Source organism: Moraxella bovis (genome assembly GCF_025985205.1).
In the GTDB taxonomy this organism is placed as follows: Bacteria; Pseudomonadota; Gammaproteobacteria; order Pseudomonadales; family Moraxellaceae; genus Moraxella; species Moraxella bovis.
In genome coordinates this window covers 280,313-307,155 of sequence record NZ_CP087840.1, presented here as the reverse complement: position 1 = coordinate 307,155, position 26,843 = coordinate 280,313, and the positions used below count along the sequence as shown (strand labels likewise).

The window sequence follows — 26,843 nt, the reverse complement described above, 5'->3', positions numbered from 1 at the left end:
AAAATTGTAGAGGCAATCACATTCGCCCTGTGTGATATTAACTTGTTTTTAATCATTTAAAACATTATGAGTTCCAAATTATTTTAAATTGCGATTTATATATTTTTAATTAACCTAATTTAATTTGGCATAAGGGCGAAAATATCCGCCCTTATTTTTTATCCACATTATTTATTAAACAACGGCTGACCGTCCGCCCCTCTGATTTCCGCCCAGCTTGCCTTAAATAGACCGACTGCCGTGTCGCTAAATGGCACATAATCCAAGGCTTTGGCAGAGTCATCGCCATTGGCATACGCCCAATTAAAGAATTCAAGCACGCCTTTGACTTGTTCGGGGTTTTGGGGATTTTTGTGGATGATGATAAAGGTCGCCGCCGCAATCGGCCATGCCCCTGCCGTGTCCGAATTGGTCAGCACTTTGTTAAAGCCTGCTTCTGCCGACCAGTCAATGTCCCCTGCCGCTGCAAAGCTGTCTGCCGATGGCTGGACAAATTCGCCTTTGGCGTTTTTTAAGGAGACGTGAGCCATGTTGTTTTGTTTGGCAAAGGCGTATTCCACATAGCCGATGGAGTTTTTGACACGCCCCACGTAGCTTGCCACGCCGTCATTGCCCTTACCACCCATACCTGTGGCGGACGTTGGCCACTTGACCGCTTTGTCCACGCCAACTGCACTTGCCCAGTCGGGCGATACTTTGGTGAGATAGTCGGTGAAGTTGAAGGTCGTGCCTGAGCCGTCCGAGCGGAACACGGTGGTAATGTTGGCGTCAGGCAAGGTTACGCCTTCGTTTAGGGCAGTGATGGCAGGGTCGTTCCATTTGGTGATTTTGCCCAGATAAATCTTGGCAAGCGTGTCGCCATCTAGCTTTAATTGCCCTGCACTCACGCCATCGACATTGATGACAGGCACAACACCGCCAATCACGGTTGGGAACTGAATCAGCGCGTCAGCGTTTAGCTCGTCCACGGTAAGCGGTGCGTCCGATGCCCCAAAGTCCACGGTTTTTTCTTTGATTTGCTTGATACCGCCTGATGAGCCGATGGATTGGTAATTGACTTGTCCGCCTGTGGCAGAGTTAAAATCAGCCGACCACTTGGCATAGATGGGCTGTGGGAATGATGCCCCTACCCCTGTGATTTTTAGCTCAGCAAATTCGCCTGTGCTTGGGGCGGGGGCGGTGGTAGCGAGGGCAGTTTCGGCAGGTTTGCCATCGGCGGGGGTATTTTGATTGCACCCTGTTAGGGCAAATACGCCTGCCACGCTTAGAGCAAGCAGTTTGTGAGTAAAAGATAACTGAACTGACATACAAACTCCGATGTAATGGGAAAATTGGTGCGACTGCTTGCAGATGGCAATTTACAATCGCTGTGCGTATTTTGCCGTGTTTGTATGACAGCTTAGTGAATGTTTGATGACAGTTTTATGACAGGGTAAAAAGGGATGGGCATGGGACGGGTAAAATTAGCAATTTGACAGTTTAACATTTTGACAGTTTAAAAAAGAATAAACCGCCAAATGAGCAAGCCATATTTTTCCAAAATACCACTGCCATGTGCTATAATAGTCCCTTTATCCCCCCTTTGGCAAACCCTTGGAGAAAACCATGACCGTTGCTACTTTTAATCCCAAAACCGACACCAAACCCCGCGCCCCCACGCTATCGCAGTTGGATTTGTCTCACTTAGAACAATTACCCAAAGACCCAACCGCCCCCAAAAAAGTCTTTATCGCCACCCAAGGCTGTCAGATGAACGAATACGACAGCCAAAAAATGGGTGATGTGTTGGGCGACTCTCATGGCATGATCGTTACCGATGACATCAATGAAGCCGACGTGCTTATCATGAACACCTGCTCTATCCGTGAAAAAGCCCAAGAAAAGGTATTCTCCGAGCTGGGTCGTTGGCGTAAACTCAAAGATAAAAATCCCCATTTGGTCATCGGCGTGGGGGGTTGTGTGGCGTCCCAAGAAGGCGATAATATCCAAAAACGTGCCCCCTATGTGGACATGGTTTTTGGCCCTCAGACCTTGCACCGCCTACCCCAGATGTATGATGAACTAACCGCCAAGACCGCTCGTGCCAAAGCGTTGAACGGAGGATATACCAACACCGCCAAAAACGGCAAAACTCGCATTGGCGTGGTTGATGTGTCATTTCCTAGCATTGAGAAATTTGACTTTTTGCCCGAGCCAAAGGTCGAAGGCTACAAGGCATTTGTCTCTATCATGGAAGGCTGTTCAAAATACTGCTCGTTTTGTGTCGTGCCTTATACTCGTGGCGAAGAGCTGTCTCGTCCGCTCGATGACGTGCTTGCCGAGATTGACGCACTTGCCGAACAAGGCGTGCGTGAAATTAACCTATTAGGGCAAAACGTCAATGGCTATCGGGGCGAGAAAGATGACGGCACGATTTGCCGATTTAGTGAACTTTTGCACTATGTCGCCCACATTGACGGCATTGAACGCATTCGCTACACCACAAGCCACCCCTTAGAGTTCACCGATGACATCATTGACGCTTATCGGCATATCCCCAAACTCGTCTCGCATTTACACTTGCCTGTCCAATCTGGCTCTAACGCCATTTTGCAAGCGATGAAACGCAATCACACCATTGACATTTATATCAATCAAATCAACAAACTAAAAGCCATTCGACCTGATTTGCATTTATCCAGCGACTTTATCATCGGCTTTCCTAATGAGACCGATGAAGACTTTGCCGACACGCTAAATCTTGCCAAAGAGCTAGATTTTGACCACTCATACAGCTTTATCTACTCAAAACGCCCTGGTACGCCTGCCTCTGATTTGCCTGACAATGTCAGCTTTGAGACCAAAAAAGAGCGATTGGCGACTTTTCAGGAAGTCATCAAGGATTCCACCTTTGCCAAGACCCGAGCGATGGTCGGACAGACCGTGCGAGTGCTGGTCGAAGAACGTGCCAACCGCAAAGATGGCTATTTGCACGGCACAGCCGACAACACCCGTTCGGTGATTTTTCGTGGCGGTGATGAGCTACTGGGTAAATTTGTCAATGTCCGCATTGATAAGGCGATTAGTATGCATTTGGTAGAAGGTGAAATGATGGCGGTATTAGGATAATGGACAATAGATAAGATACTAAGATTGGTGTATTTATGACAAATACATCATGTTAAGTTTTTAGGCGTATTAGGGCGTGCCTGCCATTGATGACATTTTTATAAGATAAGATGAAAATTTGACAATTTTAACCAATTTTGCATGAAAATGGCTAAATCTCATCTTTCATGCAAATACCAAAGGCAGGCACACCCCAATCAGCACAATCCGCCATCAGCAGACTAGAAAAAAGAGTGTTATTAAACACTCTTTTTTAACATTCTTAGCCTTAAACCTTAAATAATCACATCCGCCATCTTGATAATCTCATCATGCCCGACAAACTTATCATTGATGTAGATACGCTCTATGTTGGGGGGTGATTTTTGGCTTGGTATAATACTGCCTGATTTGAAATAATCTTCAATAATAATGCCATCATCATTTTGCTTGACATCGATAAACAGATGATTGCCCTGTTTGGCAAAGCCCAAATCAGACAGCGTCAGCCCCGAAATCTTTAAGATATCCAACCCACCAACATCACGAATCGTGTCCAGACCATCGCCTTTGTGATACAGATAAGTATCATTGCCATAGCCACCGATAAGCAGGTCGTTATCGAGTCCGCCAATTAAGGTATCATGACCAAATCCACCGATGAGCGTGTCATTACCACGACCGCCACTTAGGACATCATCTCCTGTCAGACCATTCATGGTATTGGCTTTATCATCACCCACAATATCATCAGCACCGAGCTTGCCCACATATCGCTTACCAACAGTGATGGGGTCGGGCGTTGGCGTGATGGGCAGAGCAGGCTCTGGCATCACGATGGGCTCACTGCCTTTGATGGTAAAGCTGGTATTGGTACTGACACTCTGACCGAAGCTGTCTGTCGCTGTTATGATAATGTCATGCATGCCAATCTCTGTGGTTGCAGGGTCTATGATGAGATGATTGTTGTCAATGTAGATACCGCTCAAAGAATTTGCCGATAGCGAATAACTTAACGCATCACCATCGTTATCAACAAACAGCTTATCTAGACCTATCTGCATCATGGCATCATCTTGGCTTAGCACAAGCGGTAGAGTCAAGGCAGAGACGAGCGTTGGCCGTTCATTTACTCTTAATGTGAAGCTGGTATTGGCATGCTCGCCCTTGGGGTCGGTGGCGGTCAATGTGATGTTAAATACCCCTTTATCAGGTGCCCTGCCTGTTAGCATCTTCGTAGCAGGGTCAAAATGCAGTCCATCCGCCCCTTGGATACTATACGTCAGCTCATCACCATCGGCATCGAAGAATACCTCGCCAAGACCGAGTGCGATGTCTCGCTCTGCCAACACCATCTGGTCAGAGACGGGATTATGAACGATGGGAGCGGTGTTTTTGGTTTCTTTTAGTATCATGCCTAGCAAGATGTCATTGTCGCCATCTTTTGTGGTGGGGGTGTTTTCGATGGCAATGGAGGCGTTGAAGTCTTTGCTTAATAGGCTGTAGTTGCCGTTATCGTATCTTATCAAGTCAAATTTGCCATCATTGCTTTGGTAGAGGTTGCTGGCATTGGCGGATTTAAAAAACTGTGTGCCTGTTAGATCATAATGATTGATTTTGATGATGCCACTATTATCACTGTCAATGATGGTTTTGTCATCCGCCCCGCTTTTGGCTAGGTCTTCTAGGTCAAACACATACGCATCATTGCCTTTGCCACCAATTAGCCTATCTCGTCCTGCACCGCCTTTTAGCGTGTCATTCCCTTCAATACTCTCATCTCTGTTATCATCACCCCATAGGATGTCATCACCCTCACCACCATCTAGATAATCATTGCCATATTGACCGATGATAAGGTCGTCTCCCTTGCCGCCGTACAAAAAGTCATTGGCATTGTGTTTGTATGATTCGTCTAAAAGATGGTAATTATTTGCCAAAGCAATGTCTTTTTGTTTGGTTAAGAGATAATCCATTTTGTCAGTCTCTACTTGAATGTTCCATTCAAAGGTTTTGTAGTCTTGTAAATTTGCGGTTTTTTGTTTTAGAGTGTTTTCTTTGTGATTGACTTGGTCGTAGGTATGCTCTATGCTTAAAATCTGATTATCACTGCGTAGCACTTGATTTTTTATGCCAAACCTTATATGCCCATCCCCCAATATCACATCATCGCCACCACCGCCATACACATAATCATTATCCGCCCCACCTTGTAAAAAGTCTTTATTTGCTCCCCCATAAATCACATCACTTCCTTGTCCGCCTAATGCCCAGTCTCCTTTGTCATTGTTATGGGTGTTATTAGACTCTGCTTGTTCATTGTCCACCCAAATCACATCATCCCCAATCCCTGCTGCAATCAAATCTCTTCCCATGCCACCAATAATAATATCTTTATCCACCCCAATTAAATTACCCTCTTTGTCTTGTTTTGGCTTAGGTAGCCTTTGACTGTCTTTGGGTTCAAAATCATAAAAGACTGCAGAGCCATAAATCACATCATTGCCATCACCCCCTTTTAAGATATCATGACCATCGCCGCCATAAATCACATCATTACCCCCTTGTGTGTCTATATCAAGGCGTTTGTCAGCCCCCAGTGCATTGATAAAGTCCACTTTATCAGAACCCATCACAGCGATGTTATTAGAAATAAAGCCATTGATATGAACAGTTGAATGCAATGTGTCATTGGTCTTGATGGTATAGACACCATGTGTGTCAGCATCTTCTTTACTGTCTGCTAAGACAAGAGAAAGGGCGGAATAAACATTGTGGTTGTCGCCTGTGATGGTGGCGGTGGTGAAGAAGTCTTTTATGGTAACGCTGTCGGTGGGGGAGGTTTCAGAAAAAATGGTCAAATCATTGATTGTTTTAATGGCGGTATATATCACATTTCCTATACTGTCTTTGGCTTCCCATATGCCTGATGTACCATCTTTTAGAATAAAGGATTTTGGTAGTTGTTTGTTGTCAAATAGGATTTTGCCTTTGCCGTCAGCGTCATAGATGGTATCACGGTCTTTGATGTGGTAGGTGTCGTAGCCTTGTTCTCCACGCATCTCATCATTACCACCATTGCCTTTTAATACATCATTGCCATTACCACCATCAAGATGGTCATCACGGCTACCACCAATCAAAGTATCATTGCCATCATGTCCCATCATCATATAGGGGTCATCAAAGAAACTATTAGCATCAATCACATCATCGCCCAATGTGCCAATCAATTCATCTTCTCTTGGCTTATCAAATGGGTTTAGAATGTCAGGTATTGACTGATGAATGATTTGTTCTAATACGCCAAATAAAGCTTCTTTATTGGTTAGTACATGTATCATCGCCTCACCAAGAGCTTCGGCAAATGAAAAATCGTCTTTGTGAACCATCAGTCCAGAGAGCTTTTGGCGAATAATTTCACGCCCTTCATCATCAGCATTTTTGTATTCTTCAAGGTATTCAGGTTTGATTTCAACATTGTTGGTTTTGATAGCAAGACTAGCACTGACTTGTGTAATCAAAGCAGAGGCAACATTTAAGATGATTGAGGCGGGCGTGGTAGGTATCTTAGCCAACACTCTTGCCATGTCGGATAATTTTTCTGTAAGTTTTGCTGTATCTGCAATGATGTCATAGATTAGCGTTAATGGGATGTAGCCTTTATGTTTTTCGTATTTTTGCGAATTAAAGTCCCTATGTGCATTATAGTCTGGGAGATTTTTAAAAAACAATCTATGCCCAACCAATCCTGCCTCTGCTCCCCAACTTACAACATTCAAACGCTGACCAATTTTGGATTCCCCAAGAAAGGTTCCAACAATACCAATAACATCAAAGACGGCAAGTGTAATGGCTCGTTCCGTTTCTGACATTTTTTCATTATCAGCCACAGTATCCGTTGCATTGATAGCGGATAAAATATTGTTAGAAACGCTGACACTAGACAATAAAATACTGCCCTTTTTGGTCTCAGCATAGTCAAGAAATGTTTGCTTAGTCATAAAATCACCTGTTGGTTAAAAATAAAAAATTAATAAAAATCATAAAGATGGTCGCCAGAAGCCCATAGTGTTTTACTATGGATATATCTGACCCTAATACATTCTTTGCTATAAACTCTCTCAAAATCATAATAAGAAAGACCACTCTCTCTTATCAATTTACCCAGTTGTCGGTCAGACTTTTCAGGGTAGATGGATATTTGCCTTAATGTATAAGGTCCTTTTTGATTAAGATAAAACATAGAGCCACCGTGTTTATCTGACTTGCTAGCATAGAGCAAACAACCATCATCTCTGATGTTTTTGTAATCTTTGGCAAGCTGTGATACTTTTACTGATGCAATCATTGGAATACCTGCAACAACAAATAGAAATACCAAACTACATACCAAAAGGATAGAGCCAAAAATATCTTGCATTAACTTTATGCGATTATTTTTTAACTCTTGTTCATTTGTATTCATAGTTGCTTCTTCTTTTCCCTTTATTGCCATCAGCATAGTCAAGAAATGTTTGTTCGCTCATAAAATCACCTGTTGGTTAAAAATAAAAATTAATAAAAATCATAAATATCAGCACTAGAAACCCATAAAAATTTACCAGACACATACCTAACTTTTATACATTCTTTGCTATGAATGCTTGCAAACTCATGATAAGAAAGTCCGCTCTCATCAATTAATTTACCCAGTTTTCGGCTAGACTTTTCAGGATAGATGGATATTTGCCTTAATGTATAAGGTCCTTTTTGATTAAGATAAAACATAAGACTACCGTGTTTATCTGACTTGCTTGCATACATCAAACAGCCATCATCTCTGATGTTTTTTGGGTTTTTGGCTAAATGTGCTATTTTTGATGATAAAATCATTGGAATTATCATAAAAACAAACAGAAATGCAATACCAAAGATTGAGAGAGCAATACCTATAATACTCGCTATTAGATTTTTATAGTCTATTTTTGATGCCTGTTCATCTGTCATAATAATACTCACTCGTCCATCAACTGCAAAAACCGACAATACACCATCAGCTCTTCTGCTCTGTCATCACCGAGTGTTTTGGCTTTTTCTAGCCAGTACATACTTTTGGTAAGGTCTTTGGGTAAGTATTCACCTTTAAAATAGCACCAACCTAAAATATAGGTCAGCTCACCATCACCATTTTCTGCCATCATTTCTAGCTGTGTAATAATGGCGGGGTTGGTGGAAACTTGTTCTAATAGAGATTTGTAATGCTTAAGATTATCAGACATAATGGGATTTTTTTATAAATTTTAGCGATTGTAGCGCCAGCAATGGTTGTTTACAAGTATTTTTTAGTGTGTTTACAAAAATATGATGGTTGGTGGGTTAAATAAAAAGCGATGGCAATGTCTGATATTTTGGAATTTGAATTGAAAATGTTGGGTTTCGTACCTCAACCCAACCTACGGGCTGAAAACTCAAAATTTTGACCATTACTACTCATAGGAAAAACCTCTTGATAAAGTTAATAAAAGACAAACCTAAGTCTATAATCATATAAACCCAACCAATAAACAACATTACAAATATCATAAAGAATAAATAAACAATATTCAAATCAAAAACAGCTCGTAGGCTGGGTTGAACGATAGTGAAACCCAACAAATTCAGGACTTGAACTTAAAATGTTGGGTTTCGTAAACTCAACCCAACCTACGGGCTTCCCAAACTTTTTCATAGCCCTCTTTGTCGGTTACAGAACCAAATGAATGTTTTTCAAGAATTTTTCTTGCTTCTTCAATAAAGAAAGCATCTGCTAGACCAGTTAAATTACTCATAAAAATACCTCGTTAGGTTGGTTGAAAGAACTGTTTGATAAAATTAATAATATTTAAAATAAGTTTTTTACTCATTTTAAGCCATGAAATAAGTATAAGGACACTAATGACAGCAAACACAAAACAAAAATTCAAATAAAAGCTATCAATCCATATCACTATATTCATGGACATTCTAGCAGAAATTTCCAAGCTTTGAATTAGCAAAATAGTGCCAACAATCATTAGAACACAAAAAAACGCCAAAAACGAAACCCATAAATAAGATTTTAACAAATCGCATAAATTTCGGTATTCTTCTTTTACCTTAAACCGATTTATGCCACTCCAACCAATTGATCTATATAATAACATGTGTATCGATATAAAAATTAATGGAACATTAATAAATCTAAAAAAAATGAAATAAAAGGGCTGATTTGCCAAATTCAGAATCCAAAAATTCGGTTTCCGATTCATACATTGTATGCAAAATCTTGTCGCTTGATAACCCAATATCTAAGTCAAACAACTTCCTATCCACATTCAATGGTGGTAAATTGGTATTCCCCCTCACCCATTCCACAATCCCCATCACCCAATCAGGTTGCCACACCAGTGCCATCTCCTTCACCCATGCCGAAATAAAGAATACTTCAAATAAAAAGTATGACCCCAAAAACACCAATGCCCACCTTTGGATAGGTCGCATGGCAAGACCTCCTGTTTGGGTTAGGTAGTCTATGACTTCTTGTCTGTCCTCATCATCTAGTTCATCAAGATGGGCGTGTAATTCTTGCTCTCGTTTGGCAGTATGTGTTTTCCCAAAAAATAGCTTAAACCAAACAGGACAAAGTGCCATACAAGCACAGATGATAAGATAATAGATGAAGTTAAAGAACAAATTTTGCTGTAAGCTAAATCCTTCTAGCTCAAAGCCAAGAAAAGCAAATCCGATAAAGAACCAAAAACAGATGATAAGAGCATAATAAAACAGATTGTCTTCATAAAGACGATTAGAAACAAGCCAATCTTGGATGGTGTCGTGAGAGTGGGGCATTTTTGGTACATATGTTTAAACATTTTTTTAATCTAACATAGCAAAAATACATTGTCAATATATTGTTAGAGAATTTATCAGATTTTTGTTTCTTTAACTCAATTTAAAAATAGTCTTTGACTGTTGCCAAAACCTTATATACCCATCCCCCAATATCACATCATCACCTCGTCCGCCCAATGCCCGATCGCCTTTTTTGTTGTTATGGGTGTTGTTGGGATTATTTGAGTCGGTATGTATCGGTGTTTTACCATTTGACTTATACTCATGATCCACCCAAAATAATGTCATCGCCAATACCGCCTGCAATCAGGTCGTTACCCTCTCCGCCGATAAGCAGATCATGGTCTTCTTTGGGTATTTCTGGGTCGGTTGGGTCTCTTAGTTCATAATAGATGGGCGACCTGATATAACATCATTATCCGCCCCACCTCTGATAACATCCGCCATATCGCCACCGAATATCAGGTCATGCCCATCGCCTGCATCGATGTTTAGGTATTTTCTGCCTGTGCCAAAGATGGTGTCAGTCTTGTTTGAACCATAGATGTCTAAGTACTGAGCAGGAAAAGCACCTGTACCTATATGCGATAGAAAACCATCAATGGCTTTGATGGTGTAGGTGCGATTTTTATCAATGTCTTCTTGACTGTGGCCTAAATTAATAGACAATGCGGTGTATGTCGTGCCATTGGCGATGGCGATATTAAAGAAGTCTTTGATGGTAACGCTGTCAGCAGGAGAATTGGTAGAAGTAATTAATAAATCATTGGCACCTTTGATGGCGGTATAGAGTACATTTCCTTGATTGTCTTTGGCTTCCCATATGCCCGATGTGCCGTCTTTTAGAATAAAGTCTTTGGGGAGTTGCTTGCCATCAAATAGGATTTTGCCTTTACCATCTTTGTCATAGATGGTATCACGGTCTTTGATGTGGTAGGTGTCGTAGCCTTCGGCACCATCTAGTTTATCATCTCCCTCTTTGCCATTAATAATATCATTGCCAGTTCCGCCCAAAATCTTATCATTATGATCGCCACCAATTAAGGTATCGTTACCTGCATTGCCATAAATACGATAAGCATCATCAAACCAACTGTCAGCATCAATGACATCATTATCTGCTGATCCTAATAAATCTATATCATTAGGGGTTTCAAATGGGTTGAGACCGTCAGGGACGATATTACCCAACACCTGTTCAAAGACAGCAGTTAGAGTGCCCCAACTGGTTAGAGTGGTTAAAAACGCTTCACCAAAGACCTCGCCAAAAGAAAACTCATCTTTGTGAATGGAAAATCTTTCATCATCTGCCCACTGTTGCTGTAATGCTTCTTTTTGTTCTTTTGTTAAATTAAGATATACCTCAGCATTTAGACCAAGCTTTTCATGAGCTGTGATTGTGGAGGCTATTGTATTGCTTATAACCGTAAATAATGTGGATACCACATCCATCGCAAGAGAAGCTGGTGTAACAAGTTTTCCTGCTATTTTTCTAATATCAGCAACCACTTCACCAATGGTTTTTGATAGTGTAACAACATCCGCCATCACATCGGCAATAACATTTTTTGGAATAAGACCTTTGTTGTAAAAAGCCTTGTTTCCGTTCGTGTCAACCACCTCATTAAAATCTCTATAATCCCAATAAATATCAAGATTTTTTACCAATCTATGTCCAATGATTAGTGCTTGTGATACATCTGCAACCGCTTCAAGTTTTGTATTTTTTGAAAAGTCACTAATGATATCCAATGCTACCAAAATCACAGATCTTCCAGCTTCAACACCGTCGCCAGTACTGGAAGTTGTGTTATTCATAATAGACCATAAATTATTGATATGGTTTACATTTTTCATCAACGAAAGAGTTGATGTTGGAACGGCTGATTCATTCAATGAATCTTTAACGGTTTTTGACATAGTCTTTACCTCGTTTGGTTAATAATCAATAAAATCATAAGGAAAATGAAAAGTTGTATAGCCAACAAAGACCTTAACATAAGTTACTCTATGACACTGTGTTGTGTCACGTTCGGGGTTTCTTTGAAGTATCAAGTGGCACTTCTTGTTTGCGGGAAATTCTTTGATAGAGACAGTCCGAGCACCTGCGGTAAATCCATCTACACTAATCCCTCCGATGGGCTGAAAATTACTACTATAACCATAAAAATATAAACAACCCTGTATTAAGTTATCAGGATTTTTTGCCTTAAAAACAACATAGGGCTTTAGTCCAAAAACAAAAAATAAGCTGTATAATATCAATAGATAAGCAAAACAAGTAAAAATTTTATCTTTGATACCAACTTCTTTGGCTTCTTCAATTTTTTCTGTCATCTCTCGACCACTCCGCTATCTGCAAAAACCGACAATACACCATCAGCTCTTCTGCTCTGTCATCACCGAGTGTTTTGGCTTTTTCTAGCCAGTACATACTTTTGGTAAGGTCTTTGGGTAAGTATTCACCTTTAAAATAGCACCAACCCAAAATATAGGTCAGCTCACCATCATCATTTTCTGCCATCATTTCTAGCTGTGTAATAATGGTGGGGTTGGTGGAAACTTGTTCTAATAGAGATTTGTAATGCTTAAGATTATCAGACATAATGGGATTTTTTTATAAATTTTAGCGATTGTAGCGCCAGCAATGGTTGTTTACAAGTATTTTTTAGTGTGTTTACAAAAATATGATGGTTGGTGGGTTAAATAAAAAGCGATGGCAATGTCTGATATTTTGGAATTTGAATTGAAAATGTTGGGTTTCGTATCTCAACCTACGGGCTCTATGGTAGTCATAGACAAAAACTTTTTTAAACAATATAAAATCTAGTTTGATGTAGCTAACTAGATGACATTGAGATGGATTTTTTTATATAATCATCAAATTCTCCTATATGCTTAAAGTCTATATTTTTAATATGTCGGTCAAAAGCATTGGTATATGCCTTAAATGTATCGCTTGCTATTCCATCAATAATTAAATAATGATATTCTCCACCAGATTTTGTTTTACTGGTACCATCATAATACATACACCCTCTTATCAAATTATCAGGATTCTTTGCTTTTTTGTCTGCAATCTGACCAAAACCCCAAACTGCCATATAAAATCCAAAGAACAAAGGAATGCCTGCCATCAAATAGCCTGCAATGAGTTGTTTTTTGGTAAGTTCATTACCGTCAAATATTGGATAGCTCATAAAGAAAAATTAGTTGTTAATAATTGATATTGTACAGATATTTACTCATTATTCAATCAATATTTATATGAAATATCTTTATATTGCATATAAATATTGGCTGGTATTAAAGATCTTGGGTAATTGCTTATCATCAAATAAGATTTTGCCTTTACCATCTTTGTCATAGATGGTATCACGGTCTTTGATGTGGTAGGTGTCGTAGCCTTCGGTGTCGATTAGAGTGTCGTTGCCTTCATCGCCAAAGAATGTATCATTACCAGTTCCGCCATGTAGCATGTCGTGATTGTCATCGCCGTATAGGATGTCATTACCACCACCCGCAAAGATAACACGAGGGTGATCATGCAGATAAACAGAAAATGAAGAAAAATTATCATCGCCATCTGTACCGATAAGATCAAGGGTGTCGTCCGACCAGAATTTGTAATCTTCGGGAATGAGTTCATCAAATATTACAGAAACTGCCTCCATCATTTTGTCTTTAATGTTTACGATGGCATTTGCAACTATATCAAGAATTCTATCTACATGCGTCTAGCTCTCTAATTCGAGTTCGTTCATTGCATTACTAATTGTCGCAAGGCTGGTTGCAAAGACATTAAGTGCTACACCTAACGGGCTCAGTCTCAGTAAACTAACAATCTTCGAAAACATTGCAGAACCATCAGAGAATAGGTCTAGAATCATACTGGTCTTAACACACCCATTATTTTGCTCAGCTATCGTTAATGTGCCAAAGAAATTTTCAATAAAACGATGCCTTAATACAATGCTTTGAACAGCTGTATTAGAGCTCGTAGGTTGGGTTGAATGATAGTGAAACCAAACGGTTTAAATCTTGAAATTGTTAGGTTTCGTGCCTCAATCCAACCTACGGTCTTCTTTTCAAACCCACATTTTTGTCAATTTTTAAAAACTTTAACCCTAGTATTTATAAGGACTTATGCTTAGCTTGGAAAGAGGCTTGTTATACAAAATCCATAAAATAATCACCACGCCAATAGCAAAAGTTAAAAATGCAAAAAGCAAGTGAAACAAACCAAATGCCCAACCAATCAATCTTCCAAACCAACCATTAGATTGTCGCTACGCACAACCTGCTTCAAATAGCCGCAGCAGTAATACTAGAAAAGCAAAAAGCAACCAAATGATAAACCAAATAATATCCCAAGTACCATCTAGGTCGCCAAGTTGCAATGCACCAAAACGTCAAAAAAGGCAATAATATTTTGATTTTACCATGCTTTTCATCAGATTCTTAGCATGTCTTGTTCTTATGGTGTGGCTTACGATGAACCAATTTGACATCTCCAATTTTTTAACTGTTCTCTTGGCATTGTTGAGCAAGAACATCCTAACATGCTTGCAATTTTACTGGGCTTTATGCCTTGTGCAAGCATTAATATTATCTTTTCTCGTTCATTTATGCTAAGATGTTTGTAGGTGTTCATGGTTGCTTTTTTATTTGTATGGTAACAATGTTATGAGTAATGATGAATATCTTTTCATTGGTTGTGATTGGACTGTATGTTTAAGGCTCAAAAACTGCAAAAGAAGATCTCAGGTTACCTTTGTTCAAAGAATTAGGTAGGGTCTGGGGGTGTATTAACCTTCACCATAGTGCAAACTTGCATAATTTGTCAGGCAAGATTACAAAAAGAGAAAACCATATACCAACTATTTGAAAACCATCATACCCAAGCCAATATTAAATGCAGTTTTGGTAAATTTATTGATTGATAAATCATCATTCAACCAGCTGTATGGAAATTATATTTGATGAAATCTACTAAACACTTATCCGTCTTGGTATTATTTTCACGCTTATGGGCAACACCCCAGTCAAGCATGGCTAAAATTGCCAATTGCCCTGCCATTGATGAAAACAACATTCGTTATAGAAGTCATGGCAATTTTGTGGAAGCATCTTACTCCACGCACAATCAAACAAACACAATATACCCAAAGCCAATTGAAAATAAGCAAATACTTTGGCATACTAAGTTATTGGAAAATGACAAAGTGCTAGACCCGCATTTAGAAGCCGATGTTTAGTTTAATATCACTTGCATTCAATACACCACTGATAAACATATTATCGCAACTGATAAACGCAACAGACGATTTATTTTGGATAAACAAACAGGCAAACTTTTACAAACCCAAACATGCGAATTATTATACAATCTAAGGGTTAATGAAATCCCTATTTATCATCAAAACGACATCGCAAAATTAGAGCATTTGGGGGATTATTTATTTGCCCTAAAACGCATTGATTATATCAATCAATCATCATTAGCCATTGATAAAAATGATATGCCTGACAATTATGATGTTGTATTAAATATGCCAAATAACGCTTTTTATTTATTGACAAAGCAAACACTCAAAGACACCCTAAATCTTTTAAAAGATTTTGAAAAAGACAAAATCACTAACACCGAGCATTGGGTCAAAATGACAGCCGAGCAAATGACCGACTGGCATCACAAAACCTATGTCCAACCCAAATTATTACAACGAGCCAACTAATATGTGCCAACTACTTGGAATGAACTGCAACACCCCCACCGACATCGGATTTAGCTTTACAGGCTTTCGCCAGCGTGGGGGCTTGACCGACCACCATGAGGACGGTTTTGGCATTGCGTTTTTTGAAAAAAGCGAATCGGGCAACATCGGGCTTCGCCAATTTCACGACAACAAGCCAAGCTACCTATCGCCCGTGGCGGATTTGATAAACCATTACCCCATAAAAGCCATGAACGTCATCGCCCACATCAGACGGGCGACCACAGGAGAAAAAAGCAACCTATCCAACCTACACCCCTTTGTGCGTGAAGTGTGGGGTGAGCAGTGGGTATTTGCCCACAACGGGCAGATGACAGCGAGCTTTATCAGTCGCACCGAACGCCTACACACCAACGGCAATGCCGAGCATTATACGCCCGTAGGCACGACCGACAGCGAGCTTGCGTTTTGTTACCTGCTAAACCGTCTAAAAGCCACCTTTAAGTCCCGTCCGTCCGATGAGGCGTTATTTGCCTTTTTGACCGCACAATGCCGTTATCTGTCCGCCAATGGGCTTTTTAACTGCTTGATTTCTAATGGTAATTGGCAATTTGCCTACGCAGGCAGTCTGCTTTTTTATCTGACTCGCAAAGCCCCTTTTGGCGAGGCTAATTTGTCAGACGGCGAGATGAGTGTCAATTTTGGCGATTTGACCACCGCCAAAGACAAAGTTACCGTCATCGTTACCATACCGCTCACCAACAACGAAAAATGGCAACAGATTGCCGTGGACGAATGTGTGGTATTTAAGGATGGCGACGTGGTATTTAAGGATACACCCAGCAAAAAAACCTATCTGTCTATCGAAGACGGCATTGCCTTGGCAAGAAGTGTGGGGGCAAGTGTTTAGTTTTGGTATTTTAGATGGTATTAAAAAACCAATCCCAAAAATCAGGCATTTTGTCTATAAATCCTCAATTGATGGATGAAATTTTATCAAAAGTGTGTTAAAGTACACCTATCTTGTAACTGATTATCAAATGATAATCAAAAGAGCTGTGATGATTGACAAAATCAATAATCAGCGACCAAGTCCACGATTTAAAAGGTGATGAACATGGCTTTTACCAACAAAGATTTACGCAAGGCAGGTCTAAAAGTAACCTTGCCCCGCATGAAGATTTTAGAGCTATTAGAGAACGCAGAACACCACCACATGAGTGCCGAAGACGTGTATAAGGCACTTGCCGAGCAAGGTGAAGATGTTGGTTTGGCGACGGTGTACCGTGTGCTGACTCAGTTTGAGCAGGCAGGTATCATTGAACGTCATAATTTTGAAAATAACCTATCGGTGTTTGAGATTGCCCAAGAAGAACACCACGACCATTTGGTGTGTGATGTTTGTGGCAAGATTGAAGAGTTTCATAATGCCATCATCGAAGATGAGCAAGAGAAAATCGCCGAGAAGTATAATTTCAAGCTGTCAGGGCATTCGTTGGTCTTGCATGGCGTGTGCGACAACGAAGAGTGTCAAAAGACCCTTGACCCTGCTAACAAAAGCTAAATCAAGCGTTATAAAAAGACTGGTCATGCCAGTCTTTTTTGTGGGTGTGTCAATTATAATCGCCCATGTCAATAGAGAGTTTGGCAGACTCTTCTTCGACCACAGCATTTTTGCTTTCGAGTTTGATTTGTAGACGTAGGTCGTTCGGGCTATCAGCGTGTTTGAGTGCGTCTTGATAGGTGATTTGTCCTGATTCATACAGGTCGAACAACGCTTGGTCAAAGGTCTGCATACCGATGTCACGAGAGCGTTTCATCACAGGTTTAATCTCGTGAATCTCGCCCTTGCGAATGTAGTCAGCGATGAGCTGTGTACCCAATAAAATCTCAATGGCGGCACGGCGACCTTTGCCATCAGGGGTTGGGATAAGCTGTTGGGCGATGATGGCACGCAAGTTAAGTGACAAGTCCATGAATAACTGTCCGTGTCTGTCCGCTTCAAAGAAGTGAATGATACGGTCGATGGCTTGGTTGGCGTTGTTGGCGTGGAGCGTGGCAAACACCAAGTGACCCGTCTCAGCGTACTGGATGGCATAGCTCATGACTTCACGGTTACGAATCTCACCGATAAGGATGACATCAGGGGCTTGACGTAGAGTGTTTTTTAGACCTTCTTCAAACGAGAGCGTGTCAATACCCACCTCACGCTGAGTGACGATACAGCCTTTGTGCTGATGAACGTATTCAATCGGGTCTTCGATAGTGATGATATGACCACGAGAGTTCTCGTTACGATGGCCAATCATGGCAGCCAGCGTGGTGGATTTACCCGTACCTGTCGCACCCACAAGTAGGATAATGCCACGCTTTTTCATGGCAAGCTCTTTTAGGATGGGTGGTAGGTTCAAATCTTCGGTGGTGGGGATTTGTGTCTCAATCTTACGCAGTACCATCGCTGCCTTGTTGCGCTGAATCATCGCCGACACACGAAAACGAGCTGCTTCGGCTTTGTCAGAGATGGCAAATTGGCACTCGTTGGTCTCATGAAACTCTTTTTTCTGAGCTTCGGTCATGATGCTGGTTACCAGTGCCATGGTCTGCTCGGCGGTTAGTGGCGTTCTGGTCATGGGCAAAATGGTGCCATTGACTTTGAGTGATGGGGGAACGCCTTCGGTGATAAAAAGGTCAGAGCCGTTTTTGGCAATCATCACTTGTAGTAGTTTATCAAAATCCATGTTGCTTCCTTATAAGAACGCTTCTGGCTGTTTGGCATAGACACGTGCCGTCTCTTTGGTAATGGTGCGAGATGCGACCAAGTTCTTTAGGGTCTGGTCAAGGGTAATCATGCCTTCGCCTGCCCCTGTTTGGATGGCAGAGTACATTTGGGCGATTTTGTTTTCACGGATAAGGTTACGAATGGCAGGCGTACCAAGCATAATCTCGTGAGCTGCCACACGACCGCCCCCGACTTTTTTGAGTAGGGCTTGCGAGATAACCGCCTGCAAGGACTCGGATAACATCGCACGAATCATGTCTTTTTCGGCGGCAGGGAATACGTCAATCACACGGTCAATGGTCTTGGCAGCAGAGTTGGTGTGGAGTGTCCCAAACACCAAGTGCCCTGTCTCGGCAGCGGTTAGGGCAAGACGGATGGTCTCTAAGTCACGCATCTCACCGACCAAAATGATGTCAGGGTCTTCACGCAGTGCCGAACGCAAGGCAGCATCAAAGCCTAGGGTATCACGGTGTACTTCACGTTGGTTGACGAGCGATTTTTTGGACTCGTGGACAAACTCGATGGGGTCTTCGATGGTTAGGATATGCTCTTTACGGGTCTCATTAATGTAGTTAATCATCGCAGCGAGCGTGGTCGATTTACCCGAACCTGTCGGACCTGTAACCAGTACCACACCACGTTTAAAGTCGGAGACCTTTTTAAAGACAGGACCCATGCCCAAATCTTCCATGGTCAGAACCTTGGATGGAATGGTACGAAATACCGCACCAGCACCACGGTTTTGGTTAAAGGCGTTCACACGAAAACGAGCCAGACCTGGGATTTCAAACGAGAAGTCAGTTTCTAAAAACTCTTCGTAGTCGGCACGTTGTTTATCATTCATGATGTCATAAATGAGCTTATGCACAGTAGAGTGATCCATCTCGGGGGTGTTGATACGCACCACTTCACCGTCCACACGAATCATGGGCGGTAGTCCTGCCGATAAGTGCAAGTCGGACGCTTTATTTTTTACCACAAAACGCAGTAGGTCTTCAATACTAGGAGCTGACATGGGATTGCCTTAAAATGAATAAACCAGATAAATTATGGGCTTATTATACAATATTTTGCGTTGCCATTAAAGCACGTCCCGTCAGATATTACAATCAGTTTATGCCATTTGTGGGGATTTTCTGCTAAAATACAAAGATTTAAGGAAAAACCATGACACAAGCTCCCCACCATCCATCATCCAACGCACTCATCGAAAGGCATACGGCAGTCAAAGAACGCTTAGACGCCATCAATGACACCTATCAGGCCGACTCCAAAGCGGTGCTACTTGCCGTCTCAAAAACCAAGCCATCATCAGACATTGCCACGCTGTATCAGGCAGGACAAAGCCAATTTGGTGAAAATTACTTACAAGAAGCCTTGATAAAAATGAGCGAACTGGCACATCTGCCGATAACATGGCACTACATCGGGCATATTCAGCGGAACAAGACCCGTGACATCGCCATGCATTTTGACTGGGTGCAGACGGTGGAGCGAGCCATCATCGCCGAACGGCTAAACGGTCAACGCCCAGATGACCGCCCACCCCTAAACGTGCTTATCCAAATCAACATCGACGATGAAGCGAGTAAATCAGGCTGTCGCATTGATGAGTTGGATGGGTTGGTACAAACCGTGATGAGCCTGCCAAAGCTGACCTTGCGTGGGCTGATGATTATCCCAAGCAAAGACGGTACGGACGCATTTGTCCGCACCAAAGCGATATTCGATGACATCAAAGGGCGTTTTGATTTGTCCGACTTTGATACGCTATCCATGGGCATGAGTGGCGACATGGAGCAGGCAGTTGCTCACGGCTCAACCATGGTGCGAGTGGGGACGGCGATATTTGGCGAGCGGGATTATGGTTGATTTAAAAGGTTATTTAAAAAGTCTTTAAAAGGTTTTTAAATTTATAAAAAACAAAATGGCGTTTTAACACGCCATTTTTTAATATCATTTTATAAGGATTTTACAACACCGAACGGGCGTCTTTGGTAATTTTCTCAATCAGGGCTTTGGCACGTTCGCTGTCTAGCAGTTGATTTTTGCGGTCGTTTTTTAGGGTTTGGCATTGGTCGTACAGCTCCAAGCAAGTCAGTACCAACAGCTCTTCGTTACTGGGGTTTTTTCCTTTGACGGCACGGCGAAGCTCACGGATTTTGTCATTGATGTATGCTCCTGCTTGCTCCAACTGTGCCACTTCATCGACAGGGCAGGTAATGCGGTGCGACGACCCTGCAATGCTCAAATCAACCGCCTTAAAGCTCGGCTTGTCCGCCTTATCGGCAGGTTTGGTCAGGGCTTTGGGTGTGGTGTTGCCAATATTGTCAAGCGTGCTGTCGCTTGCTTTTAGAGCAGGCGTGGACGTGGTAGATTTGGCAAAGGCTGGATTTTCTGTATTTTGGTTGTTTTGGTTTTGGCTTGGATTTTGGTTTGAGCTTAAACTTGGGTTTGAACTTTGGCTTGAATTTAGGTTTGGGTTTTGTTGTGTTTTTTGCTCGGCGGTCTTGCTCGGCTCGCTTGGGGCAAATGTCTCATGCGATGGGCTGACTTTGATGTTATTTTTGGCACCGAATTTGATGGCAGAATGAATGTTCATGAGTGTGTCCTTGTTGATTTTTATTGGTGATTTTGGTTGTCAATTTTGCTAAGCCATGTTTGGATGACTTCGGCACGGCTGATGGCAAGGGCGTTTTTCTCGGCAAGATCCTTGTTTTGTTTGGCCAGGCGTTCGTTGTCTTGACTTAGCTCATCTAGGCGTTTGTCCAGCTCATCTTGGGCGGACAGTAACTCTTTGATACGGGCGTGCAAGGCGCTATTTTCATCTTTGCTTTGGCTGATTTCAAGCTGTAACTGGCTGATTTGACGGGGGCTGTCATCATGTGCCAATTTGTGTTTGAGATTGGCAAGTTCGGTGGCGGTGATGTTATAGCGCGCTTTTAGCTCGGTGATGGTCTGCTCTAAGAGTTGTAATTGGGTTAGCATGGGTGTTCCTAGGATAATGGGCGATAAGCGATTGTTAGCGATGATTGGTGTGTTATTGTAGCATGAGATTTTAAAAACACAAAACGCCCTTGACTTTTGCCAAAATGACGGCATTTATAGGGCAATTTAACCAACAGCGAGAGCCTTATGAGTGACGATTTATCGGGATTTAATGACTGGACAGAAGCATTTAGCACATGGACAGATGTCTCTATCAGCGAGCTACATGGTCTCATGAGTGCTTTGATGACCGCCTGTCATCCCACGGACGTGGCAGGATGGTCGGCGATATTGACCGAGCTTAGCTTTGCCCTGCCCGATGAGAGGGCGTTGGAGCTGTTGGCGGAGTATGGCGAAGACGTGAGTTTTGCCCTAAAAGACAAAGATGACGCCTATGGCTATGAGCCACTGGTGCCTGATGATGAGCATGAGCTGTCTGAGCGGTTTTTGGCACTAAAAGACTGGGCGGGGGGCTTTATCACAGGACTTGGCGTGGCAGAAGTGGCTCTGACGGCGGATGAGCGTGAGCAGGTGGCTGACCTTGCCAAAATCGCCAGTATCCGCCCTGATGAAGAAGATGAGTTTGATGGCGATGAAGAAGAGTATTTGTACTTATTTGAATTTGCCCGTATGGTGCCAGTGAGCCTATCTAACCGCAAACGCAAAAACGTGACGGATTTGTCCATCATCAAAGGCTTATCCCCCGACCGTCTTACCGCCAGCGAAATCCAAAAAGAACACGAAGCCCAAAAGGAGCTGCCCCCTGTGTTTAATGCGATGGATAAAAAGCAATGATATTTCTCTTAAATTTTTAACGCAAAAATCATTCAAGGCGAGTTTGCTAAAAAATAACAGTTTTGTATTGTTTTGTGATAATTTAGCATGATAAAAAGATTGGCTTTGCAAAAATTTGATAAATGCTTTTAGAAGGGTAGTAATACCCTTTTTTATTGTCTTAATAATTATCATATAAATAATTCATCATAAAAATATCTTATCAAAAAATAAAAATTTAAATAAAAAAATTTTTATTAAAAATCAATTATTTATTTATAAAAATTTAATTCTACTTTTAAAATAAAATATTATAACATATCAATTAATTCGCCAATCAATGCTAATCAATTTTTTATTGGGATTAATTTGGAAATTTGTCATTAAAATTTTATTAGCAATCGGCGTTATTTTCTGTTATATTAAATAAAAGCCCACTCATTTGTTCATCAGGAGTATATCATGACCACCATGAAAGCAATGACCTACTATGGCGAAAACGACATTCGTTTTGAAGACCGTCCAAAGCCTACCATCATTGACCCAACCGATGCCATCATCAAAATGACCAAAACCACCATCTGTGGTACTGACCTTGGCATTTGGAAAGGCAAAAACCCAGAAATCGAAGCCACTGCTCGTGAAAAAACGGGCGAGTGGAACGGGCGAATCCTAGGACACGAAGGCATTGGTATCGTTGAAGAAGTCGGTTCTGCCGTCAAAAACTTCAAAAAAGGCGACCGTGTCATTGTATCGTGCATTAGCCGTTGCGGTTCGTGCGAAAACTGCCAAAAACAGCTGTACTCTCATTGCCAACAAAATGGCGGTTGGATTATGGGTTATATGATTGACGGCACGCAAGCTGAATATGTGCGTACGCCTTTTGCCGACAACTCGCTATACATTTTGCCCGACAACCTAAACACCGATGTGGCGGTATTCTTGTCTGACGCACTGCCAACAGGTCACGAAATCGGCGTACAATACGGAGATGTCAAACCAGGCGACACCGTTGCCATCGTAGGGGCGGGTCCTGTGGGTATGGGCTGTCTATTGACAGGTCAGCTGTACTCACCATCTACCATCATCGTGATTGACATGGATGAAAACCGCCTAGCCATGGCAAAAGAAATGGGTGCGACCCACACCATCAACCCAAATAAAGAAGATGCAGTTGCCCGTGTGCTTGAAATCACTGGTGGTCGTGGCGTGGACTGTGCGATGGAAGCCGTTGGTTATCCAGCGACTTGGGATATTTGCCAAAAAATCGTCAAAGAAGGCGGTAACATCGCCAACGTGGGCGTACACGGCCAGCCTGTGAGCTTTGAGCTGAACAAACTGTGGATTAAAAACCTAAAAATCACCACAGGGCTAGTCAACGCCAACACCACAGGCATGCTACTTAAAGCTTGCGAGTGCAGTAAATTGCCAATGGAAAAGCTTGCCACGCACCACTTTAAGTTTAGCGACATCGAAAAAGCCTACGATGTGTTCAAACACGCCAGTGAGACTAAGGCAATGAAAGTGATTATTGAATATTGATTAGTATCTTGCATCAAAAAACCACAAGCTTTAAAGTTTGTGGTTTTTTGATGGATGGGTTAAGACTTTAGTTGATGTTAGCCTGCAAGTTGGGCTTTTGTGCCAAACCCAACGGTTGAGATTTTTACATCCAAAATAGCATAAAACGAGTGCCAGCAACCAGCTTACTGACCCTTTTGACTGTTTTGTACTTGGCGAATAAATACAACCGCTTAGGCGATAATACCCCAAACTTTGCAGACATTCATCGTCATTTATGACAAGCCCACGCTGTTTGAGTAAATGTTATTTAAATAAAGCGTGTCGATCCATATTTTGGGTTTTGCTGACATTACACTCGTCTCCAATGAAAACTCGCCAACCGTTTCATCAAATCAGGATTTTTGACCATAATGTCATCGCCCGTACGACCCTGTTCACGGTTATAATAAATCACGTTTAGGCGTAGTAGCCAAAAGATGGTGGCGGAGTAGGCAAGCATGACAGGCAGGGCGGTTTTTTCGTTAGCGGTCAATGGGCGAACGCTTTCATAGCCGTCTATAAAGGCACTCATTTTGTCGGTGTTAAAATTCACGCTCTCGCCGTCTCTTGCATTGCCCCAAGTGGTACAAAAATCGTTAATGGTAATGGCAATGTCCATCAAATAATGCTCCACCGATACTTCGGTAAAGTCAAGAAGTCCCGTAAGTGTGGCCGTATCGCCTGCAAAATCCCACAAGGTATTGTCAGTAAACATATCCAAATGACACAAACCCTTAGGCAAATCGGCGGGCAGATTGGCGTAAGCCTCCCAAATGTCGTTCATCAGGCGAGCTTCATCGGTCGGCATATAGGCGGTTTCACGCTCTTTGACCCTTGTCCAGTCGTACAGTGGCACGCCATAGTTTTCGGCAGGCTCTAAGGTTTGTAGGGTATTGTGCAAGGTGGCAAGTGCTTTGCCCATCTCAAAGCACATTGGCTCATCGGTGGTTTTTGGGTGTGAACCTGAGAGTTTTGGCACAACTAGGATTGCTTTGTTTTCGTATCGCATGACGCAGTCGGTGCCGATGTCATCGCCTTTGGCGGTGAGCTTGACAAGCGGTGGAGCGATTGGTAATTTGTCTTTTAGGGCGTGCATGACGGTTGCCATTTTGATAATATCAGCAGGCACACGCTCTTCAAATAGGGTAAATACATAGCTAAACTCATCGCCCACGTCGCTGTCGGTTTGGATAAACCAGTTGGAATTTTTGATGCCTTGGGTGATTGGAATGGCTTTTTTAAATTTTACGCCAAACAAACCACAAAACGCAAAAAATTCATCATCAGATAGGTGGGTATAGACGGACATGGGTTGGCCTTTTTTGTCAAATAAAAAACTTTATTTTAAAACTTTTTGCAAAAATTTACGACTACTTTTTGACTTTTTAAGCATTGGACTTATTGTAAACTTAAAATTAAAGAAAACTGTTCATGGTGAGCTGTGCCTGCCTATAATGGTTTTCCGACCCGCAAGCATGGCTCGGGACGAAAGCAAAGCCTAGTATCGCAAGAAGTTATTATTGATTTCACAAAAGCCAGTCTCAACTTCACCAAATTAATCTTACAAATTTAGTATGAATTTGAAGGGCGAATTTTGATATAATAACAAGTTTAACAAATTTAGCCAAAACGAGCCAAACCATGACAACCGATACGCTAAACACAACAAAGCCAAGCCAAAAACAAGCCGAACTTCTCTGCCCTGCTGGCACTTTTAAAAATATGCAATACGCCTTTGCTTATGGGGCGGATGCGGTGTATGCAGGGCAAGCCCGTTATTCTCTACGAGTGCGTAATAATGATTTTGATGAAGAAAACCTTGCCAAGGGCATTGCCTACGCCCATTCGCTTGGCAAAAAGTTTTATGTGGTGGTCAATATTCAAGCCCACAACGCCAAATTAAAAACCTTTATTGAAGACATTCGCCCCGTCATTGAAATGAAACCCGATGCCTTAATTATGTCGGACGCTGGCATGATTATGATGGTGCGTGAGCATTTTCCGCACCAAGACATTCATCTATCGGTGCAAGCCAATGCCGTCAACTGGGCAACGGTAAAATTTTGGAAACAAATGGGCGTGTCTCGTGTCATTGTCAGCCGTGAGCTGTCCTTAAAAGAAATTAACGAGATTATCAAAGAAGTGCCTGATATGGAGATTGAAGTCTTTGTGCACGGTGCATTGTGTATGGCGTATTCTGGGCGTTGTTTGTTATCAGGCTATATCAATAAACGAGATGCCAATCAAGGCACTTGCACGAATGCCTGCCGATGGAGTTATAATACTTATAAAGCCACAGAAAACGAAACAGGCGATATTGTCCCTGCCAGTCCAGAAGTATTTATCCCCAGTCAAGGCGAGATCAAAAACGTCAATCTAAATGGCGATGTCGTCATGGGTGATGATTATGTAGAAAAGCCGTCCGATGAGGTTGTACTCATTGAAGAACAAGGTCGTAAAGGCGAGCTTATGGCGATGTACGAAGACGAGCACGGCACTTATATTATGAATTCCAAAGATTTGCGTGCAGTGGAATTGGTGCCTGATTTGGTAAACATGGGGGTGTATTCACTCAAAATTGAAGGGCGTACCAAATCGCATTATTATGTGGCACGCACCACCCAAGTGTATCGCCGTGCCATTGATGATGCTTATGACGGCAAGCCATTTGATGTAAGTTTGATTACCGCTTTGGACGGTCTTGCCAATCGTGGCTATACCGAAGGGTTTTTAAGGCGGCACATTCATTCGAATTATCAAAATTATGAACACGGCTCATCAAAAACCGACCACCAGCAATTTGTGGCGGAAGTTTTGGATATTAATGACGAGAAATTAACTTTGACCGTCAAAAATAAATTAAGCAGGGGCGATGAAATTGAGATTATGACCCCACAAGGCAATTTGATTTATACCCTTGATAAACTGTGGGATAAAAAAGGCAATGAAATAGGCTCCGCCTTAGGCTCTGGTTGGGTATGCCAAATCATTAATCCTTTTAAAGACATGGATAAAGAAATCTTAAAATTTGCGTTGGTGATGAAAAAGGTAGATGAGCCAATTTTTACTTGATTAATTTTTTA

At 41.9% G+C, this 26,843-nt stretch carries 27 protein-coding genes and 1 pseudogene; 9 read left to right on the top strand and 19 right to left on the bottom strand.

Features of this window, described 5'->3' with window-relative positions:
• Nucleotides 1–167: 167 nt before the first annotated feature.
• Entirely contained in the window at nucleotides 168–1,307 is a 1,140-nt protein-coding gene (gene pstS, locus LP107_RS01500) for a phosphate ABC transporter substrate-binding protein PstS (protein WP_078274497.1), read from the bottom strand.
• A 298-nt stretch (nucleotides 1,308–1,605) separates the two neighbouring features.
• On the opposite strand from pstS, the gene miaB reads away from it, so the two are divergent.
• On the top strand, nucleotides 1,606–3,108 hold the full coding sequence (miaB, locus tag LP107_RS01495) for a tRNA (N6-isopentenyl adenosine(37)-C2)-methylthiotransferase MiaB (RefSeq protein ID WP_112741758.1): 1,503 nt from the start codon (nucleotides 1,606–1,608) through the stop codon (nucleotides 3,106–3,108).
• Nucleotides 3,109–3,383: 275 nt separating this feature from the next.
• Here miaB and LP107_RS01490 read toward each other — a convergent pair whose 3' ends face one another.
• From LP107_RS01490 to LP107_RS01435, 13 genes and pseudogenes are all read right to left on the bottom strand, one after another.
• Complete coding sequence (locus tag LP107_RS01490) at nucleotides 3,384–7,091, bottom strand: putative Ig domain-containing protein (protein ID WP_264675997.1); 3,708 nt, start codon at nucleotides 7,089–7,091, stop codon at nucleotides 3,384–3,386.
• Between the two features lie 29 nt (nucleotides 7,092–7,120).
• Entirely contained in the window at nucleotides 7,121–7,555 is a 435-nt protein-coding gene (locus tag LP107_RS01485; RefSeq protein WP_162860335.1) for a hypothetical protein, read from the bottom strand.
• Between the two features lie 89 nt (nucleotides 7,556–7,644).
• Nucleotides 7,645–8,076, bottom strand: a complete 432-nt coding sequence (locus LP107_RS01480) for a hypothetical protein (RefSeq protein ID WP_112741755.1) — start codon at nucleotides 8,074–8,076, stop codon at nucleotides 7,645–7,647.
• A gap of 8 nt (nucleotides 8,077–8,084) precedes the next feature.
• Entirely contained in the window at nucleotides 8,085–8,348 is a 264-nt protein-coding gene (locus LP107_RS01475) for an SEL1-like repeat protein (protein ID WP_112741754.1), read from the bottom strand.
• A 414-nt stretch (nucleotides 8,349–8,762) separates the two neighbouring features.
• Nucleotides 8,763–8,897, bottom strand: coding sequence for a hypothetical protein (locus LP107_RS01470; protein WP_264675998.1), 135 nt, complete (start codon nucleotides 8,895–8,897; stop codon nucleotides 8,763–8,765).
• Nucleotides 8,898–9,288: 391 nt separating this feature from the next.
• Nucleotides 9,289–9,936, bottom strand: a complete 648-nt coding sequence (locus LP107_RS01465) for a hypothetical protein (protein ID WP_078274503.1) — start codon at nucleotides 9,934–9,936, stop codon at nucleotides 9,289–9,291.
• A 265-nt stretch (nucleotides 9,937–10,201) separates the two neighbouring features.
• Nucleotides 10,202–10,276: a hypothetical protein gene (locus tag LP107_RS14570; RefSeq protein ID WP_410173930.1), complete on the bottom strand. Its 75-nt coding sequence runs from the start codon at nucleotides 10,274–10,276 to the stop codon at nucleotides 10,202–10,204.
• A gap of 41 nt (nucleotides 10,277–10,317) precedes the next feature.
• The gene (locus LP107_RS01460) at nucleotides 10,318–11,757 is read right to left on the bottom strand and encodes a calcium-binding protein (protein WP_112741753.1); all 1,440 of its coding nucleotides are present in this window, start codon (nucleotides 11,755–11,757) and stop codon (nucleotides 10,318–10,320) included.
• Nucleotides 11,758–11,877: 120 nt separating this feature from the next.
• Nucleotides 11,878–12,276: a hypothetical protein gene (locus LP107_RS01455; RefSeq protein ID WP_264675999.1), complete on the bottom strand. Its 399-nt coding sequence runs from the start codon at nucleotides 12,274–12,276 to the stop codon at nucleotides 11,878–11,880.
• On the bottom strand, nucleotides 12,260–12,544 hold the full coding sequence (locus tag LP107_RS01450; RefSeq protein WP_078274501.1) for an SEL1-like repeat protein: 285 nt from the start codon (nucleotides 12,542–12,544) through the stop codon (nucleotides 12,260–12,262). The genes LP107_RS01455 and LP107_RS01450 overlap by 17 nt, the downstream gene beginning before the upstream one ends.
• Nucleotides 12,545–12,779: 235 nt before the next feature.
• Nucleotides 12,780–13,139 (bottom strand): hypothetical protein, encoded by a 360-nt coding sequence (locus LP107_RS01445; RefSeq protein WP_112741751.1) that lies wholly within the window; start codon nucleotides 13,137–13,139, stop codon nucleotides 12,780–12,782.
• A 78-nt stretch (nucleotides 13,140–13,217) separates the two neighbouring features.
• Entirely contained in the window at nucleotides 13,218–13,613 is a 396-nt protein-coding gene (locus tag LP107_RS01440) for a calcium-binding protein (RefSeq protein WP_264682801.1), read from the bottom strand.
• A gap of 854 nt (nucleotides 13,614–14,467) precedes the next feature.
• Nucleotides 14,468–14,593: pseudogene (locus LP107_RS01435) on the bottom strand (helix-turn-helix domain-containing protein); the annotation flags it as partial.
• 325 nt (nucleotides 14,594–14,918) lie between these two features.
• Between LP107_RS01435 and LP107_RS01430 the strand changes: the two are divergent.
• From LP107_RS01430 to fur, 4 genes are all read left to right on the top strand, one after another.
• Nucleotides 14,919–15,197 carry a hypothetical protein gene (locus tag LP107_RS01430; RefSeq protein WP_158079665.1) on the top strand — a complete coding sequence of 93 codons (279 nt, stop codon included), beginning with the start codon at nucleotides 14,919–14,921 and terminating at the stop codon, nucleotides 15,195–15,197.
• A 75-nt stretch (nucleotides 15,198–15,272) separates the two neighbouring features.
• Nucleotides 15,273–15,677 carry a hypothetical protein gene (locus LP107_RS01425; protein WP_078274514.1) on the top strand — a complete coding sequence of 135 codons (405 nt, stop codon included), beginning with the start codon at nucleotides 15,273–15,275 and terminating at the stop codon, nucleotides 15,675–15,677.
• Between the two features lies 1 nt (nucleotide 15,678).
• Nucleotides 15,679–16,566: a class II glutamine amidotransferase gene (locus tag LP107_RS01420; RefSeq protein ID WP_078274515.1), complete on the top strand. Its 888-nt coding sequence runs from the start codon at nucleotides 15,679–15,681 to the stop codon at nucleotides 16,564–16,566.
• A 207-nt stretch (nucleotides 16,567–16,773) separates the two neighbouring features.
• Entirely contained in the window at nucleotides 16,774–17,220 is a 447-nt protein-coding gene (fur, locus tag LP107_RS01415; RefSeq protein WP_029102984.1) for a ferric iron uptake transcriptional regulator, read from the top strand.
• 49 nt (nucleotides 17,221–17,269) lie between these two features.
• Here the strand turns inward: fur and LP107_RS01410 are convergent, their stop codons facing one another.
• Nucleotides 17,270–18,394, bottom strand: coding sequence for a PilT/PilU family type 4a pilus ATPase (locus tag LP107_RS01410; protein WP_078274516.1), 1,125 nt, complete (start codon nucleotides 18,392–18,394; stop codon nucleotides 17,270–17,272).
• A 9-nt stretch (nucleotides 18,395–18,403) separates the two neighbouring features.
• The gene (locus LP107_RS01405) at nucleotides 18,404–19,450 is read right to left on the bottom strand and encodes a type IV pilus twitching motility protein PilT (protein WP_078274517.1); all 1,047 of its coding nucleotides are present in this window, start codon (nucleotides 19,448–19,450) and stop codon (nucleotides 18,404–18,406) included.
• 152 nt (nucleotides 19,451–19,602) lie between these two features.
• Here LP107_RS01405 and LP107_RS01400 point away from each other — a divergent pair, with 152 nt between their 5' ends.
• Nucleotides 19,603–20,307 (top strand): YggS family pyridoxal phosphate-dependent enzyme, encoded by a 705-nt coding sequence (locus LP107_RS01400; protein WP_112741749.1) that lies wholly within the window; start codon nucleotides 19,603–19,605, stop codon nucleotides 20,305–20,307.
• Between the two features lie 100 nt (nucleotides 20,308–20,407).
• Here the strand turns inward: LP107_RS01400 and LP107_RS01395 are convergent, their stop codons facing one another.
• Together LP107_RS01395 and LP107_RS01390 are read right to left on the bottom strand one after the other, a co-directional pair.
• Nucleotides 20,408–21,037: a cell division protein ZapA gene (locus LP107_RS01395; RefSeq protein ID WP_078274519.1), complete on the bottom strand. Its 630-nt coding sequence runs from the start codon at nucleotides 21,035–21,037 to the stop codon at nucleotides 20,408–20,410.
• 20 nt (nucleotides 21,038–21,057) lie between these two features.
• Entirely contained in the window at nucleotides 21,058–21,423 is a 366-nt protein-coding gene (locus LP107_RS01390) for a hypothetical protein (protein WP_078274520.1), read from the bottom strand.
• A 147-nt stretch (nucleotides 21,424–21,570) separates the two neighbouring features.
• On the opposite strand from LP107_RS01390, the gene LP107_RS01385 reads away from it, so the two are divergent.
• Both LP107_RS01385 and LP107_RS01380 read left to right on the top strand, forming a co-directional pair.
• Nucleotides 21,571–22,218: a UPF0149 family protein gene (locus tag LP107_RS01385; protein ID WP_112741748.1), complete on the top strand. Its 648-nt coding sequence runs from the start codon at nucleotides 21,571–21,573 to the stop codon at nucleotides 22,216–22,218.
• Between the two features lie 441 nt (nucleotides 22,219–22,659).
• The gene (locus LP107_RS01380; protein ID WP_115368990.1) at nucleotides 22,660–23,739 is read left to right on the top strand and encodes a zinc-dependent alcohol dehydrogenase family protein; all 1,080 of its coding nucleotides are present in this window, start codon (nucleotides 22,660–22,662) and stop codon (nucleotides 23,737–23,739) included.
• Between the two features lie 331 nt (nucleotides 23,740–24,070).
• Here the strand turns inward: LP107_RS01380 and LP107_RS01375 are convergent, their stop codons facing one another.
• The gene (locus LP107_RS01375) at nucleotides 24,071–25,069 is read right to left on the bottom strand and encodes a homoserine kinase (RefSeq protein WP_115368989.1); all 999 of its coding nucleotides are present in this window, start codon (nucleotides 25,067–25,069) and stop codon (nucleotides 24,071–24,073) included.
• Between the two features lie 332 nt (nucleotides 25,070–25,401).
• Between LP107_RS01375 and trhP the strand changes: the two genes are divergently transcribed.
• On the top strand, nucleotides 25,402–26,832 hold the full coding sequence (gene trhP, locus LP107_RS01370) for a prephenate-dependent tRNA uridine(34) hydroxylase TrhP (RefSeq protein ID WP_078274525.1): 1,431 nt from the start codon (nucleotides 25,402–25,404) through the stop codon (nucleotides 26,830–26,832).
• The last annotated feature ends 11 nt before the right edge of the window (nucleotides 26,833–26,843 follow it).